This is a genomic window from Christiangramia oceanisediminis, from assembly GCF_022570735.2.
Classification (GTDB): domain Bacteria; phylum Bacteroidota; class Bacteroidia; order Flavobacteriales; family Flavobacteriaceae; genus Christiangramia; species Christiangramia oceanisediminis.
Window position 1 is genome coordinate 127,774 of sequence record NZ_JANCNS010000001.1, and the last position, 15,519, is coordinate 143,292.

The following is a 15,519-nucleotide window of genomic DNA, read 5'->3' on the forward strand; positions in this document are numbered from 1 at the left end:
TGTGTTTGTTCTTTTAATTGAACTTCAATTTAAAATAAAAAGCCGTTGATCAATAAGATGGCACGACTTCACGATGCGAATATAGGATATCTGGTTTGAATTTTTAAAAATAACAACCTTAAAAAATGCTAAATTTTCAATTTTACCCCTATTAAAATAGGGGCTCCATAAAAATTAACGTTGTTTTACATTTTCATACCCCGCCAACAAAGGGGTTTAAGTTTTATTTAATATTTTAGTTAGCTCTAAATTCATATCAAATTATCTACAGGAATGAGCAGGAAAGCAAAACTTGAGTACATCTGGCTGGACGGATATTATCCCACCCAGAACATGCGAAGCAAAACAAAGATCGAGGACAATTTTAGCGGTAAGCTTGAGGATTGCCCCATCTGGTCTTTTGACGGATCATCTACCAAACAGGCCGAAGGTGGCAGTTCAGACTGTCTTTTGAAACCTGTGGCGATCTATCCCGATCCGGCCCGAAAGAACGGTTTCCTGGTCATGTCTGAAGTATTGAATCCTGACGGTACGCCACATGAAACCAATTCAAGAGCAACCATAGATGATGAAGACGAGGATTTCTGGTTTGGTTTTGAGCAGGAGTATTTTATCATGGATTCCAAAACCCAACTGCCTTTAGGTTTCCCCATGGGAGGATACCCGGGACCACAGGGAATGTATTACTGTTCGGTTGGAGGCCGAAATACCCACGGTAGAGACCTGGTAGAGGAACATGCAGATCTATGCCTGGAAGCAGGAATCAACTTTGAAGGTATCAACCAGGAGGTTGCCAGCGGACAATGGGAATTCCAGATCTTTGCAAAGGGAGGAAAAAAGGCAGGAGACGAGGTTTGGGTTGCCAGATATCTACTGGACAGGCTAACCGAAAAATACGGTTACTATATCGAATACCATCCTAAACCAGTAAAAGGAGACTGGAATGGATCTGGAATGCATTGTAACTTCTCGAACACTCTTCTAAGAACTGCAGGTTCCAAAGAAATTTATGACCAGGTTTGTGAAGCATTCAGGCCGGTTACCAAAGAACATATTGAAGTTTACGGTGAATATAACGATCAACGACTTACCGGGAAACACGAGACCGCAGCGATCACAGACTTTAGCTACGGAGTTTCAGATCGCGGCGCGTCAATAAGGATTCCAATTATCACCGTCGAGAAGGGTTATAAAGGATGGCTGGAAGACAGGAGGCCAGCTTCCAACGCCGATCCATACAAGGTAGCGGCGCGAATCATAAAGACGGTCGAATCTGTGAAAATTGCAGTTCCCGCTTAAAGCATACAGACTATGAAAAAGAAGAAAAGACCATTCTAAAAGATGGTCTTTTTTTATACAAAAGCCATCAGGATAAAAACTGAATAACCGGCAAGCAGTACGAATCCTTCCTTGCGACCCATCTCTGAATGTTTCGGGATCAACAGCATTGGAAGCAATACAAAAGCGATCCCCAGCATCCAGAACATATCCGATTTCAGAATTTGATCAGATTGAACAGCTATTGGTTTAATAATGGCTGTAATCCCAAGGACAGAAGCTATATTAAAAATGTTAGAGCCAATAAGATTACCAAGCGAAATCGCCTTTTCCTTTTTGATCGCTGCGATAAGCGAAGCTGCGAGTTCGGGAACACTGGTTCCTATGGCGATCACGGTCACAGATACCACTCTTTCACTGATCCCTAACTGGGTCGCAAGATCTACGGCTCCCTTAACTAAAAGTTCTGATCCGCCCCAAAGCGCGAAGATCCCTATCAATAACCAGATCGTCATTTTAAATCCTCCTACTTCCCGAAGCGATTCATCAACTTCCTCTGCGATCACTTTATCCTTTTTTCTAGATCGTTTTATCAGAACAAAAAGATAAACCACCAGCCCAATCAAAAAAGCGATACCCTCTATCCTGGAAAGGCTGTTATTGCTGCTAAGGAAAAAGTAAAGTACAATGGAAAAGACCATCATCACCGGCCAGTTGATCCTGTAAAAATCACGATCTACCATTAAAGGTGAGATCATAGCGGTAAGGCCTAACACCATACCGATATTGGCAATATTCGAACCTATTACGTTCCCCAGTGAAATATCTGAAAATCCGTCAATGGCTGCCTGCAGACTCACCAGAAGTTCTGGTGCCGAAGTCGCAAAGGATACAACAGTAAGACCTATCACCATTCGGGATATTTTTAGTTTTAGCGATAATGCCACTGAAGATCTAACCAGGAATTCTCCTCCAACTACCAGCAACACAAAACCAATTAACAGATAGACTATACTCATGAAAAAAATTTTAGCGAAGATAGGGATTGCGTTAAAAACTACACAGGATAAAAAAACAACTACTTTTATAGTTTACTAACTATTTTTTTCGTTATATTTGATCTCAGCATTTATGAAAACATTACCTATGGAAAAATTAACCAATAAGGAAGAAGAAATCATGAGAGTGCTCTGGGATCTCGAAAAAGCTTTTGTAAAAGAGGTGATTCCCGAGCTGAAAGACCAGAAACTTCATTATAATACGGTCTCTACCATAATAAGGAACCTCGAAGACAAAGGATATGTTGCTCATAAGGCCTACGGAAAAACTCACCAGTATTACCCCGTGGTGAGCAAGGAAAAGTACAGGAAGCAGTTCATGAACATGGCTACAAGCAGATTTTTCGACAATTCCTATAAGAACGTGGTTTCCTATTTTGCCAGGGAAGAAAAGATAAGTGCTGAAGAACTGCGTGAAATTTTAGAGATCATCGAAAACAAGCAAAAATAATGGAGGATCTTGTAATCTATATCCTTAAGGTGGGCGGCCTGCTGAGTATCTTTTACCTTAGCTATGCTTTGCTGCTTAGACAGGAAACCAGTTTCGAGTTAAACCGAAAATTCTTTCTCGCGGGACTGCTGGGTTCACTAATATTACCCCTTATCTATTTCACAAAAAAGGTATATATAGAAGCCCAATCAGCTCATCTAAATGCTCTTCCTGCCCCATTTGAATTCGCCACTGTCACAGAAGAAAACAGTATAGACTGGTGGCAAGTTGCGGGCATTGTTTACCTGATCGTTTCGGGATTTTTACTGTTGCGCCTGATCCTTCAATTATCTTCTATTTTTCGGCTTATCTTCAACGGAAGGACAGAAAAAAGTTCAGGTTATCGATTTCTAAAAGTATATGAAGAACAATTACCATTTTCATTCTTCAATTTCATCGTGTTCAATCCGGAAAAACATTCAGATAAAGAACTGAAACTGGTCCTGGAACATGAGAAGGTTCACGCAAGGCAGCTCCATTCCGCAGACATTTTACTCATCAACCTGGTGAGTTGCTTTTTATGGTTCAACCCTTTCACCTGGTTATACCGAAAGGCCATGGAGCAAAACCTGGAATTCATTGCCGACAGGGAAACCGTTCGGCATAAAGCTGAAATCAAAGAATATCAACATGCCCTGGTGAAGGTCTCGGTGACCAATATGAAGCCAGCCCTAACAAATCATTTTTATCAATCATTTATCAAAAAACGAATACTTATGTTAAACAAAAAATCATCAAATCATAGTCCAGCCTGGAAATTAGGGCTCGTAATGCCTTTAGTCCTGGCTTTTATGCTTCTTTTTAATGTAAAGACCGAAGCCCAGGTAGTGGAAAAAGAACAGGTTTCAGAGGTCGAAATAGTGGGAGCCTCGAGTGATAAAGATATCATTGTGATTAAAGATATCGATCCTGCCGAGAATAATACAAAGGGCTATAAGGAAATGAGAATAAAAGTTGAAAAAGTTGAACCATCACCGGAAGTGAAGCGGAAAGCTGATGTTAAAGCCGTTGGATTTAGAAGTAATCAATCTCAAATTGGTATTAATCCGCTGTATGTTATAAATGGAAAAACCTATAAGGCTTCTAAACTTCGCAATAAATATGTTAGGCTGCGATCAGGTCTTCAGATGTTGCCTTCTGAAGAATCCGTGAAAAAATATGGTGAAGATGCCAAAAATGGAGCTGTCATCATCACTGACGCTGAGATCATTCGAAATTTTGATAAAGAATTGGATGAGATCAAAGGAAGAGATTTTAATGGTCGCTATTTAATGGTGGGAGATAATGGAAAACCTACTTACCTCAACCTCGACACCGAAAACCGTAGACTTGCTTCTCACAGAACCGTGCGAGGGTATAATATTACGGGTGATCAATTAAATAATGCAGGTGCAAGAACCATTGTAATTCACAAGAACGATTCAGCAGGTCTACACCGTGAAATGAGATTCGGCAACGAGGAATTAAACGCAATACAGTTTTCAAGACCTGATAATTTTAGCCAAAGCGACGATCTAGATGCCAAAGTAATTATAGGCTATCCTTCCCAGGAACCATTATTTGTTGTAGACGACGAGATAAAAGCTAGGGGATTTAAGGCATCTAATATCGATCCAAACAACATTGCTTCCATGAAGGTGTTAAAAGGTGAAAGCGCGGTTAAGGAATATGGTGAAAAAGGTGAACATGGGGTGATCATCATTACCATGAAAAAACCGGGAGAAAAGGCTTCAGATTCCAACCCGGCAAAACTTTATGAACTTCATAATAAAATGACCGATACCGAACTGGAGGCTCTTAAGTTAAAGCTAAAGGAAGAAGCCGGAATGGATCTGGAAATTTCAGATATTAAAAGAAATCAGGAAGGAAAAATAAACGAGATATCTCTTTCCGGTAAAAAGGATGGAAAATCTGCCTCCGCGACCTGGAGCACTAATGAGGGGATTCCACCAATCAAAGTAGGAATTAGCCAGAGCGGCAGCCTCATACTTTCCTCGAATTAATTGAAATAACACATCAAATTAAATAAAAAGCCGCTTTTAGCGGTTTTTTATTTTTTAATACCTTTCAGTGTAAATAACCAATCAAGAGAATTAAGATGAAAAAGTCGATATTCAAAACCCTGGCAAAAATGAATAAAAAACTACTTCCCAATTATACTAAACAGGAATTGGATCTCAGAAAGGCAACAAAAATGCAAAAGGCCATCATTGGATGGAAACTCTGGGTGACCAAAAACTCCCTCGATTAGGAGTATTTGATTAGACTGAAGTTATTGAATCGCCGCAACCTATCCATTCCATTCAAAAATTCAAGTTCTACCAGAAAATTGCATTGTACGATCTCCCCTCCGCATTTTTCAATAAGCCTCGAGGTAGCGGCAGCAGTACCACCAGTAGCCAGTACATCATCATGCAATAAGATCTTTTCTCCTTTTTCGATGGCATCTTCATGAATTTCCAGGCTATCAATTCCATATTCCAGTTCATAGGTTTCGGTGTGAGTTTTGTACGGTAATTTGCCTGGCTTTCGTACCGGGATAAAGCCTGCATTTAATTTCTGGGCAAGCAAGGTCCCAAAAAAGAAACCCCGGGATTCGATTCCAACCACCTTGTCTATATTCCTGTGGGGAAGTTTTTCTAATAGAAGCTCAACTACCTGATTCATCGCATTGGGATTCATCAATAACGGAGTTATATCTTTATAAGCTACTCCTTTTTTAGGAAAATCGCTGATTTCTCTTATTAATGATTTAATATCCATGAGTATGTTTTAAACGGTGACAGCTTTATTAAGATATCGCCTGAACGGCAGCATCTTTTTGTAAAGCTCAATAATTTTATCCTGAAAATCTTCCTGCATCACTTCCTTTTGAGTAAAAGAATGCATTACTGCAAAACTCTTGTTACGCAAAAGATCTATATGCCGATGCTCCTGTGAATAACCTTTTGGAGCGGTTTTAAGTCTTTCGTCCTTTATAAGTTCCTCAAAACTGTCTTTAAAGGAAGGATCGTTGAGAATCTTCCTGAGTTCTTCCCCGTTATAATCGATAGCAGCCCTAAGACTATCCAGGACCTTTTTAGGAGGCCTGTAAAAACCTCCAGCCACAAAGCACTCATTAATCCCAATATGAATATAAAAATCTCCCTTGCCTTTTTCCTTATCGAGTCCCCCGCTGAAATGGTCTTTATAAACCGGTTTATCTGGATGAAATAATAGATTATTATTGATCCTGTTTATGGCATTTTTCCCTGTGGTTGGCGAGTAATCGGGATCAATACTGGCCAGGCGCATATCCAGCTGATTGAGCCAATCGATAAAGAAATCACGAACCTCAAAATATTCCTTCCGGTGTGAGTCCATCCACTCCTTATGGTTATTCTTATTTAAATCGCGAAGAAAGTCGAAAAGTTTTCGAAAGCTCATCAGTTAGTTTTCTCCTAAGATATTAAAGAATTCCAGCGAAGTCTAAATATTTTGAACTTTTCACAAACCGGGAAGTTTAGTTTTGATTAATCAAATTAAACGAGAAATTCAAATCGTAATTTCATCTACTTTTTACTGAGTTCATCGGGAAGTCTACAACTCTGTTTAATCTGGCTGAATCTTGCATTACTATTGACCTGATTAATTATTCGATTTTTTAAATGAGTCTAAATAGCTTGATTTTCAGACATATAAATCCATTTTATACGTGAAAAAGCTAAAAAATAAGCTTCGTTTTTTTTATATTTAGGCTACCTAATTGATAAAAACCAGCCCAAAATGAAGTACCAATTACTAGGGGATCATATTTATATCCCCAAGCTTGCTGATTCTCCCCTTGAAGGCAAAAAAGACATCAAATTTAATTATTATTTATCCAGTCGCGTAAATGGAAAAAATATTGATCTGGATATAACGACCAAACTTTTTGATAGGAAAGATATGTACGTTCGCAAATCTTGCTATCGAGTGACCATTGGTGAAATTGAGAACTGTGTTAAGGAAAATCTTATCGATCATATGCGATGCCTGGGGGTTGATGATTCGAACATTCCTCCCACCCTTACCAATAAACAATCACCAACCCGGATTTCAAGATCGCTTTTAAAAAATGCATACAGTGATTGATGCATATTACCTCTGGTAAGAAAAGACCCGTCATTTAACCTGGCGGGTTTTTTTATGATTTCCGCATTTGGTAATACCGATATAAGACCAATTAGATTTCATCATTTTATTCTTAATTTTAATCAGCTGGCATATCCAGAAGTTATCATTTAAACCAACTAAACATGAAATCTACCTGTTTTTTTCTCTTCCTATTTTTCAGTATACAGATCACCACCTCTCAAACTCCTGAAGAAAAACTGGATGAATTGGGTATTGAACTACTTGAGGTACAGTCGCCCTCAGCTAATTTTGTCAAATGGAGACAGGTTGGAAATTTGCTTTTCCTGGCAGGCGACGGAAGCGAACTAAAAGGTAAGCTGGGAAGAGACCTCAGCGTTGAAGAGGGTTACCAGGCGGCCAGGCAAACGGGAGTCGACATTATTAGCACTTTAAAGGCAGCTACCGGCGACCTAAGCAGGATCAAACAATTTGTAAAGGTTCGCGGAATGGTGAATTCAACTCCAGAATTTTATGACCAGCCAAAAGTGATCAATGGTTTTTCTGACCTAATGGTAGAAGTATTTGGCGAAAAGGGCAAGCATGCCCGTGCAGCCGTAGGACATTGCTCCCTGCCTTCGAATATCGCTGTTGAAATCGAGGTAGTGGTAGAACTGGAAAATTAAAAGACATCTATAACCACCGAAGTTCTTAAAAGCCTTCCAGTAGCTATAGATGTTTTATTTACTAATTGCTTAGAAAAGATCTTTTAACAGCTCATCCTCAACAAGGTTCGGAAGCGTGACCTTTAATCCAGGGGTTCTTTCCATTTCCCTTTTTATGGCAAAAATCGCATGATCGTTACGAGCCCAGCTTCTTCTCGAGATCCCGTTGTTAACATCATAGAAAAGCATATTTTCAAGCCTCTTTTTGGCCTCGGCTGTCCCGTCCAGCAGCATTCCAAATCCACCATTGGTCACTTCTCCCCATCCTACTCCACCTCCATTATGAATGGAAACCCAGGTGGCACCTCTAAAGCTGTCCCCAATTACGTTATGAATAGCCATATCGGCCGTAAACTTGCTTCCGTCGTAAATATTCGAGGTTTCCCGGTAAGGAGAATCGGTTCCACTTACATCATGGTGATCTCTTCCCAGTACCACAGGACCTATTTTCCCTTCTGCGATCGCTTTATTGAAAGCCTGGGCGATCCTGATGCGGCCTTCGGCATCGGCATACAATATCCTCGCCTGTGAACCAACTACCATTTTATTCTTTTTGGCATCTTTGATCCAGGTGATATTATCCTGCATCTGCAGTTGGATTTCTTCAGGAGATTCTTTCAGCATTTCATTCAGCACATCCATGGCGATCTGATCGGTTGCATCAAGGTCTTCAAGTTTACATGAAGTACACACCCATCTAAATGGCCCGAATCCATAATCAAAACACATGGGTCCAAGAATATCCTGTACGTAGGAAGGATATTTAAAATCTATCCCATTTTCAGCCATAACATCTGCCCCTGCCCTGGAAGCTTCGAGTAAAAAGGCATTTCCATAATCAAAGAAATAGGTTCCCCTTGCCGCATGTTTATTGATCGCTGCCGCATGCCTGCGAAGGGATTCCTGAACTTTTGCCTTAAATAAATCGGGTTCTTCCCTGATGAGGCGATTCGATTCTTCATAAGATATTCCCACGGGATAATATCCTCCTGTCCATGGAATATGAAGTGAGGTCTGGTCTGAACCAACATGTACATAAATATCCTCTTGGTAGAAACGTTCCCATACCTCAACGATATTGCCAATATATGCGATGGATACAACCTCTTTGTTGTTAATCGCAAGACGGACTCTTGCAAGCAATTCATCCATATTTTCAATAAGAACATCAACCCATCCCTGCTCATGCCTTTTAGTAGCAGCTTTAGGGTTAACCTCCGCACAAATGCTAATACAACCGGCGATATTTCCTGCTTTTGGTTGCGCACCACTCATCCCTCCCAGGCCAGCGGTTAGGAAAATTTTGCCTTCAGGCGTTTCTCCTTTTTTAAGGATCTTTCTAAAGGCATTCATCACTGTAATGGTCGTACCATGGACTATACCCTGAGGCCCGATGTACATGAACGAACCGGCCGTCATCTGCCCGTATTGGGTAACTCCAAGCGCATTGTATCTTTCCCAGTCGTCTGGCCTGGAATAATTAGGGATCATCATTCCGTTAGTCACCACAACCCTTGGAGCTTCCTTGGATGAAGGAAACAAGCCCATGGGATGACCAGAATATAAATGCAGGGTTTGATCCTCGGTCATTGTAGCAAGGTATTGCATGACCAGCAGGTATTGCGCCCAGTTCTGGAAAACGGCCCCATTACCTCCGTAGGTGATGAGTTCTTCCGGATGCTGGGCAACCTTGGGATCCAGGTTATTCTGAATCATGAGCATAATGGCTGCTGCCTGTGAGCATTTGGCCGGATATTCCTTGATACCACGGGCGTAGATCTCGTAATCGGGCTTGAAACGGTACATGTATATACGCCCAAAATCATTTAATTCCTGAGCAAATTCCCTGGCAAGTTCCGCATGCCATTCTTTAGGAAAATATCGCAAGGCATTCCTGATGGCCAGTTGTTTCTCATCTCTTGAAAGTATGTCCTTCCTTTTTGGTGCAGGATTAATCCCTTGTGGATATTCCCTTTTTGATGGTAATTCCTTAGGTATTCCCTGTAAGATCTTCTCTTTGAACGTCATAATTTCCTATTTTACGGTAAATGCGCGATCCCTTACCATGTCTATTAAAGCCTGAATATCATCTTTTAGAACGCGGTCTTCTTCCAGCATGGCTACTTTAGATCGCACCAGGCTAAAGTTTTGTTCCAGTACTTCTGAAAATTTGTTGGGTCTTCTGAATTCCATGGCCTGGGTGGCGTATAGGATTTCTATGGCCAGAATCTTCTCCAGGTTCCCGATGATCTGGTTGAACTTACGCCCAGAAATACTTCCCATGGAAACATGGTCTTCCTGTCCCAGGGAAGTTGGAACGCTATCTGCTGAAGGTGGGAAACAAAGCGATTTATTTTCGGTTACCAAAGCTGCCGTGGTATATTGAGGGATCATAAGACCCGAATTCAAACCTCCATGACGGGTAAGCAACCTCGGTAAACCATATTTTCCTTCGGTTAGTAAATAACATCTCCTGTCTGCTATATTTCCAAGTTCTGCTGCAGCAATCGATGCATAATCAAGTGCCATAGCCAGTGGCTGACCGTGGAAGTTTCCGCCGGAAATAGCTTCGGTTTCACTTATCACAATAGGATTATCGGTTACCGAATTCATCTCTATGCTGGCCAGTTCCTTCAAGTGGTCTATTGCGTTACGCGAAGCGCCATGAACCTGAGGCATGCACCTGATGGAATATGGATCCTGTATGCGCGGGCAATCAAAGTGATTCGCGAGGTTTTCAGAATCCTTTAAAAAGGCAGTAATGCGTTTTGCCACTTCCATACTTCCCTTAAAAGGCCTAACGGCATGTAAAGCCGCCTTGAAGGGAGAAGCACTCCCCTGGAAACCCTCCAGGCTCATGGTCCCGGTAAGATCGGCAAGATCCAGCAAATAATCCATTCTATGGATACCCAGGATGGCGTGAGCCAGGATGAACTGGGTTCCGTTTATGAGTCCTAAGCCTTCCTTGGCCTGTAAGTGCAATGGAGTTAAATTATGATCTTCCAGGACCTTTTTAGCCGGAACAATTTCATCACCCATCCAGAACTCACCCTCTCCGATAAGCGGAAGGAACAAATGAGCCAGTGGCGCAAGATCTCCCGAAGCTCCTACAGAACCCTGTTCCGGTACTACAGGCAAAAGCTCATTATTTAGGAAATATAGGATTCGCTCTATCAATTCAAGCCTGACACCACTAAAGCCCTGGCAAAGGGCATGAAGCTTGCAGATCATCATGATCTTGGAGAGATCACGTGAAATAGGCTCCCCTACTCCAACTGCATGGGTGATCAGTAGGTTTTCCTGTAATTTACTTACTTCGCTCGGTGTTATCTGGGTGTCGCATAAAGGCCCGAAACCGGTATTGATTCCATACACAGCCTTATTCCCGTTCCCCATGGTTTCTACCCTGTTCCGGCTAAGCTGAACCTTTTCCTTAGCCTCTTCGGTCAACTCTGCCTTAAGGCGATTCTGGCTAATTGCGATCACCTTTTCTACCGATAGTTCATCTATTCCGAATCTAAACATCTCTATCTTTTTTTTCAAAGTTATTATTATTTTTAATGCCTAATAATACCTATTTATTTAATGAATAATAACTTAAGGTAATCAATGGAATACAGACAGATTCGATATTTCCTGGTAACTGCTGAAGAGCTACACTTCAGGAAAGCTGCTGAGAAGCTTTTTATTACTCAACCCGGTTTAAGCCGACAGATCAGGCAACTGGAGGAAGAACTGGACCTTAGCCTATTTGTTCGCAATAACAGATCGGTGCAATTAACGCCTGCCGGGGAATATCTCTATTCAGAATTTAAAAGCAATATTGGTGAACTTCATAATCTCATTGAACATGCCAGGCTCATAGACAGTGGAATAAAGGGAAAATTAAGGATTGGCTATATTGGCTCGGCCATGAACCGGGTGATCCCGGAACTACTCCTGCAATTCAGGGAAGAATTTGGAAAGATCGTTTTCAATTTGAAGGAACTGGACAACCAGCAGCAGGTAAACCATTTATTATCGCAATCCCTGGACATAGGGTTCGTGCGACTGGAAAGAGTCCCAGAAAGCCTCAGAATGGTTCCGGTTCTTGAAGAACCTTTCTGCCTTGTTTTACCTGGAGATCACCCCGTAAACAGTGATAATTTCGAAGGTTTGCAACAGCTCAAAGATGAAGCTTTCATCATGTTTGACGCAAATTACAGTCCGTCTTATTACAATAAAGTCATGCTCATTTTCGAGGAATATGGAATATCGCCTATCATCTCCCATGAAACCATACATGCCAGTTCGATCTTCAGGCTTGTGGAGAACAAATTCGGGATTTCCATAGTGCCACGGTCCCTTCAATATGGTTATGATCTCAATATAAAATTCATAGAATTGAACGACAGCAGCCAGCGAACCGTTTTAAACGCGATCTGGAATAAGAACAGGCGGAACCCGGTTCTTGAAAATCTTCAGAATTATATCAGGGAAACTTTGGAAATAAAATCATAAAGAGTCATTCCAGATAAAAGGAGAATAATAAAAGGGGAATAAACCCCTTTTAAATAATTCGTGAAGATTATAAATTAGAAAAAATTTATTCCTGCAATTTATTTGAATTTTTAGGTTTCCATTTTTTTGAAATTCATTTAAGGTCTGATAGTGAATACTACCATCATCTAAGATTTTCAATATGACCTGGTCTTGTTTCAATTAGATTCAGAAATTAAACAGAACTATATAAAATGTCTTCTATCTCTTTCGAAGCCGTTATGGTTGGACTCGCCATTGGCCTTATATTATGTTTTTTAACCTGGATGCTTTTCAGACCGGAATGGAATCGAGGACAAAAATTTCTTATCGGATTATTGGGAACTGGTTTAATTATACTTGGAGTCTACCTGTGTTTATAGGACCTGTACACAAAGCACCTAAAGTTCCATAAACGGGTCAAGTGGCTCAGCAGGCTCAACCACCTTGCTGGTTTCCTTTAGATCCCTGTTCCTCTTTAGCCGGTAATTGATCACTGGATGCGCCAGGAACTGTTTTGAGGTAAACCCGCTATTCATCATATCCCTGATTACCGGGTCTGGCTGAGTTCCAGCTATCCACTCATTTTCCATACCGGGATCAAGAACCAGAGGCATACGCTGGGCCTTATTATGTACTTTTTCGAAAAGTGGATTAGCCTTAACCGTTATAAGACTTACCGAGTAATTGCCAGACCTGTCTTTATTACAAATACCGGCAAAAGTGAAAATCTCACGATCCAAATAATCCTTGCTTTTTTCGAGATAGCAAAAGTATGGCTGACTTTGTTTACCAATATGGTGGGGCTCAAAAAATCCATCTGCAAAAACAAGGCATCTCCCTTCCCGAATGGGCCCGGAATAAAGCCTGGAATCAAAAATCTTATCGTCACGGGCATTCAGGGTGTTATATCTACCTTCTTTATAAAAAGTTTCGGCATCTGAATAGGAAGGTACAAGCCCCCAGCTGGCCGGGTACCAGTGATCAGGTTCATCCATAGGCACTATGTAAACCATATTATGGGCAAATCCGTCATTTAAATGATAAGGCTCCAGGATATCGGGTTCTATAGGCGGCTTTTTAATATACCTGGTAAGGTTGATTTCAGACTGATAGAGGGATTTTTGGTAACACATTATTCACAAAGTTTCGATTAAAAATACGAATAATGTATTTCAATTTTCAATTGGCTATTTTCCATTTTTATGGATTTATTCCTATTTTTGTTTTATGAGTTTAGAAAAGGCATACGGAGGGATCTTTTACAGGCGCAGCGTTGAAAAATTAAGTGAACCACATCTGGGAATCGAGGTGGATTACTGGTATATGGCCAAGAGAATTTCAGAAAATTCACCCATAATTGACCTGTGTATTTGTACCCTAATATTTGACCACAGGAGCAACAGGTTCGAATGCAAATCTATTCACCAGGGTAATTATAAAACCTGGAAGGAGGTGATACGGCAGCGTCTGGAATTTCATATGCTTAAGGAAGGGGTAGATAAACTGATGGCAAAAAGGATTGCCAGGGACCTTGAGGTTAGTAAAGAAAAAATGGTTGAGTTTAACAGAAGTGAGTTTTTATATAAGAAAAACTAGAGTCCGTTGAGAAATTAAAAAATGTCACAACCAAGGCAAGGAATAGTTTTATCTTAAATAAGCATGTCCTACCTAGTGGAAGTACCCAATATAAATTCAATCTCAGACTATATGCGAACGATAATAGCTTCAGGTGAAGCAATAGGCGTAGAACTGGCAAAAAAGCTCATTCTGCTCATACCAATAAGATCAGGTTAGTAGGCCGAAATCCAGAAAAAGTCAATGAAACCGATGAAACTTTTCGGGGCAGATGTATTGGATAAGACTGAATTAGAAAAGGCGCATAAGGCTACCAGTTGCTTTTAATTCATGCTTTTTATTGATCAGCAGAAAATTTCACTTATGTGGCACTGTTCAGAATAAAAAAATTGAGTTCCCTTATCATTGCAGAGTGATTATTCGATCTTTATCCCTTTCCATTGTACTCCCTGAAAATCCAACAACATATAATAATCCCCGTTCTCATCTTGCACGAATTCAACCGACTCCTTGGAATTCTTATCTCCAAAGAAGGTAGTTTCATTTTCAGGATATAAGATGCCGTTGTTTTCACCCTTTTGATACACATACAAATTGTCATTCTCCAGCCTGATAGTTAACATAATATGGCCGGCATCTACCAAGTCATAAGTTCCCTCATATTTTTTTAAAATCTCAACCGGAACTTCAGCAACCTTACGTTCTATGGCTTTTGGCATTTCAACCGACTTTCCATTCAGAATATCCTGCAGATCTTTCACCAGTTGTTCAAACGGAATAGCATCATAGTTCGCAAGAAAAACAATGCTATAATCATCTGCGAAGTTCCTTTCAATATAGGCTCGTTTCCCCCGGGTGCCGCCGGCATGCGAGATACTTCCATCAACGATCAAATCCTGGTGATCTTCCTTATTAAGATGAGCCAGGAACGAATCCAGATCGCCTACTGTAGAATACAGATTCCCCATTCTCATTTCATCTGAAGGAAAAGCACACTCACATATAATTTCTTTATCCTTACCCAGGTAATGCCCAAAAGCATAAGCGTTTTTTAAGTTTTCATCACTGCCGAAGTTACTTCCGGACGAATGCATACCTAAAGGTTTAAAGACCTGTTCTTCCAGGTACTCATGGAAAGATGAGCCATTTATTTCCCCAATTATGTAGTATAGAAGCTGAAAGCCAACATTTGAATATTGTTCTTTTGATCCAGGTTTAAACTCAAGGTTTTCCTTTTTAGCCAATTCTATGATTTGTCCGGGTTGTAATTCTCTATACGCTATATCCCCATTTTTAAATTCCCTTGGCAAACCGGAAGAGTTGGTCATCAGGTGCTCAATAGTAATTTGAGCTCCGTTCGGGAAATCGGGAATGTATTCAGAAATGCTATGTTTCCTGTTTATCTTCTGCTCCTGTTCGAGTTTGAGAACACTTATTTTCGCAAATAACTTGGCAACAGATCTTAGATCGAACTGGCTGTTTTCCATAACAAAAAGAGTGGAGCTGGTATCCCTGGAAATATTATATGCCTTCCTAAGTACGATCTCATCTCCCTTCTTCAGAAGAACGACTCCATTGAAATTTTTTAATTCTGTAAGCCTGGAAAGATATTCGTCTCCAATTTCTGCGATGGAATCAAATTGCTTGTCCAAAGCCTGCTGGGAATTCATATTCTGGTGGAATCCAACTAGAACAAGCAGGAGTATTTTCAGTAGATGTTTCATAATTTTTTCAAAGTAGCTACATTTCTGAATCCCAGAATTGTAAAAATGGAAACCAT

15 protein-coding genes are annotated in these 15,519 nt (G+C 40.6%); 8 read left to right on the plus strand and 7 right to left on the minus strand.

Translation table 11 applies throughout. From position 1 onward, the window contains the following. Positions 1 to 273: 273 nt before the first annotated feature. Positions 274 to 1,299: a glutamine synthetase beta-grasp domain-containing protein gene (locus MKO06_RS00620; RefSeq protein WP_241550402.1), complete on the plus strand. Its 1,026-nt coding sequence runs from the start codon at positions 274 to 276 to the stop codon at positions 1,297 to 1,299. Between the two features lie 53 nt (positions 1,300 to 1,352). Here the strand turns inward: MKO06_RS00620 and MKO06_RS00625 are convergent, their stop codons facing one another. Then, positions 1,353 to 2,297 (minus strand): calcium/sodium antiporter, encoded by a 945-nt coding sequence (locus MKO06_RS00625; RefSeq protein WP_241550403.1) that lies wholly within the window; start codon positions 2,295 to 2,297, stop codon positions 1,353 to 1,355. 127 nt (positions 2,298 to 2,424) lie between these two features. On the opposite strand from MKO06_RS00625, the gene MKO06_RS00630 reads away from it, so the two are divergent. From MKO06_RS00630 to MKO06_RS00640, 3 genes are all read left to right on the plus strand, one after another. Further along, complete coding sequence (locus MKO06_RS00630; RefSeq protein WP_241550404.1) at positions 2,425 to 2,787, plus strand: BlaI/MecI/CopY family transcriptional regulator; 363 nt, start codon at positions 2,425 to 2,427, stop codon at positions 2,785 to 2,787. Continuing rightward, positions 2,787 to 4,829 (plus strand): M56 family metallopeptidase, encoded by a 2,043-nt coding sequence (locus MKO06_RS00635; RefSeq protein WP_241550405.1) that lies wholly within the window; start codon positions 2,787 to 2,789, stop codon positions 4,827 to 4,829. The genes MKO06_RS00630 and MKO06_RS00635 overlap by 1 nt, the downstream gene beginning before the upstream one ends. Positions 4,830 to 4,957: 128 nt before the next feature. Next, entirely contained in the window at positions 4,958 to 5,077 is a 120-nt protein-coding gene (locus MKO06_RS00640; protein ID WP_425248401.1) for an SsrA-binding protein, read from the plus strand. On the opposite strand, the gene MKO06_RS00645 is transcribed toward MKO06_RS00640, so the two are convergent. Next, on the minus strand, positions 5,074 to 5,589 hold the full coding sequence (locus tag MKO06_RS00645) for an adenine phosphoribosyltransferase (protein WP_241550407.1): 516 nt from the start codon (positions 5,587 to 5,589) through the stop codon (positions 5,074 to 5,076). The two genes, MKO06_RS00640 and MKO06_RS00645, sit on opposite strands and share 4 nt — an antisense overlap. A gap of 9 nt (positions 5,590 to 5,598) precedes the next feature. Further along, positions 5,599 to 6,252, minus strand: a complete 654-nt coding sequence (locus tag MKO06_RS00650) for a DUF2461 domain-containing protein (RefSeq protein ID WP_241550408.1) — start codon at positions 6,250 to 6,252, stop codon at positions 5,599 to 5,601. 339 nt (positions 6,253 to 6,591) lie between these two features. Between MKO06_RS00650 and MKO06_RS00655 the strand changes: the two genes are divergently transcribed. Further along, the gene (locus MKO06_RS00655) at positions 6,592 to 6,939 is read left to right on the plus strand and encodes a hypothetical protein (RefSeq protein WP_241550409.1); all 348 of its coding nucleotides are present in this window, start codon (positions 6,592 to 6,594) and stop codon (positions 6,937 to 6,939) included. Between the two features lie 164 nt (positions 6,940 to 7,103). Continuing rightward, entirely contained in the window at positions 7,104 to 7,604 is a 501-nt protein-coding gene (locus tag MKO06_RS00660; protein ID WP_241550410.1) for a RidA family protein, read from the plus strand. A gap of 69 nt (positions 7,605 to 7,673) precedes the next feature. Here the strand turns inward: MKO06_RS00660 and MKO06_RS00665 are convergent, their stop codons facing one another. Both MKO06_RS00665 and hutH read right to left on the minus strand, forming a co-directional pair. Then, a complete protein-coding gene (locus tag MKO06_RS00665) occupies positions 7,674 to 9,671 on the minus strand; it encodes a urocanate hydratase (RefSeq protein WP_241550411.1) in 1,998 nt (665 codons plus the stop codon). A gap of 6 nt (positions 9,672 to 9,677) precedes the next feature. Beyond that, a complete protein-coding gene (hutH, locus tag MKO06_RS00670; RefSeq protein ID WP_241550412.1) occupies positions 9,678 to 11,168 on the minus strand; it encodes a histidine ammonia-lyase in 1,491 nt (496 codons plus the stop codon). 84 nt (positions 11,169 to 11,252) lie between these two features. On the opposite strand from hutH, the gene MKO06_RS00675 reads away from it, so the two are divergent. Then, positions 11,253 to 12,143, plus strand: a complete 891-nt coding sequence (locus tag MKO06_RS00675) for a LysR family transcriptional regulator (RefSeq protein WP_241550413.1) — start codon at positions 11,253 to 11,255, stop codon at positions 12,141 to 12,143. A gap of 419 nt (positions 12,144 to 12,562) precedes the next feature. On the opposite strand, the gene MKO06_RS00680 is transcribed toward MKO06_RS00675, so the two are convergent. Next, positions 12,563 to 13,297, minus strand: a complete 735-nt coding sequence (locus MKO06_RS00680; RefSeq protein ID WP_241550414.1) for an SOS response-associated peptidase — start codon at positions 13,295 to 13,297, stop codon at positions 12,563 to 12,565. 94 nt (positions 13,298 to 13,391) lie between these two features. Here MKO06_RS00680 and MKO06_RS00685 point away from each other — a divergent pair, with 94 nt between their 5' ends. After that, entirely contained in the window at positions 13,392 to 13,760 is a 369-nt protein-coding gene (locus MKO06_RS00685; protein WP_241550415.1) for a hypothetical protein, read from the plus strand. A gap of 395 nt (positions 13,761 to 14,155) precedes the next feature. Here the strand turns inward: MKO06_RS00685 and MKO06_RS00690 are convergent, their stop codons facing one another. Further along, on the minus strand, positions 14,156 to 15,463 hold the full coding sequence (locus MKO06_RS00690; RefSeq protein ID WP_241550416.1) for a serine hydrolase: 1,308 nt from the start codon (positions 15,461 to 15,463) through the stop codon (positions 14,156 to 14,158). Positions 15,464 to 15,519 lie beyond the last annotated feature (56 nt).

Excerpts from the sequence above, each read along its gene's own strand:
- MKO06_RS00620 (WP_241550402.1), top strand. The coding sequence starts at position 274 with ATGAGCAGGAAAGCAAAACTTGAGTACATCTGGCTGGACGGATATTAT.
- MKO06_RS00625 (WP_241550403.1), bottom strand. The coding sequence starts at position 2,297 with ATGAGTATAGTCTATCTGTTAATTGGTTTTGTGTTGCTGGTAGTTGGA.
- MKO06_RS00630 (WP_241550404.1), top strand. The coding sequence starts at position 2,425 with ATGGAAAAATTAACCAATAAGGAAGAAGAAATCATGAGAGTGCTCTGG.
- MKO06_RS00635 (WP_241550405.1), top strand. The coding sequence starts at position 2,787 with ATGGAGGATCTTGTAATCTATATCCTTAAGGTGGGCGGCCTGCTGAGT.
- MKO06_RS00640 (WP_425248401.1), top strand. The coding sequence starts at position 4,958 with ATGAATAAAAAACTACTTCCCAATTATACTAAACAGGAATTGGATCTC.
- MKO06_RS00645 (WP_241550407.1), bottom strand. The coding sequence starts at position 5,589 with ATGGATATTAAATCATTAATAAGAGAAATCAGCGATTTTCCTAAAAAA.
- MKO06_RS00650 (WP_241550408.1), bottom strand. The coding sequence starts at position 6,252 with ATGAGCTTTCGAAAACTTTTCGACTTTCTTCGCGATTTAAATAAGAAT.
- MKO06_RS00655 (WP_241550409.1), top strand. The coding sequence starts at position 6,592 with ATGAAGTACCAATTACTAGGGGATCATATTTATATCCCCAAGCTTGCT.
- MKO06_RS00660 (WP_241550410.1), top strand. The coding sequence starts at position 7,104 with ATGAAATCTACCTGTTTTTTTCTCTTCCTATTTTTCAGTATACAGATC.
- MKO06_RS00665 (WP_241550411.1), bottom strand. The coding sequence starts at position 9,671 with ATGACGTTCAAAGAGAAGATCTTACAGGGAATACCTAAGGAATTACCA.
- hutH (WP_241550412.1), bottom strand. The coding sequence starts at position 11,168 with ATGTTTAGATTCGGAATAGATGAACTATCGGTAGAAAAGGTGATCGCA.
- MKO06_RS00675 (WP_241550413.1), top strand. The coding sequence starts at position 11,253 with ATGGAATACAGACAGATTCGATATTTCCTGGTAACTGCTGAAGAGCTA.
- MKO06_RS00680 (WP_241550414.1), bottom strand. The coding sequence starts at position 13,297 with ATGTGTTACCAAAAATCCCTCTATCAGTCTGAAATCAACCTTACCAGG.
- MKO06_RS00685 (WP_241550415.1), top strand. The coding sequence starts at position 13,392 with ATGAGTTTAGAAAAGGCATACGGAGGGATCTTTTACAGGCGCAGCGTT.
- MKO06_RS00690 (WP_241550416.1), bottom strand. The coding sequence starts at position 15,463 with ATGAAACATCTACTGAAAATACTCCTGCTTGTTCTAGTTGGATTCCAC.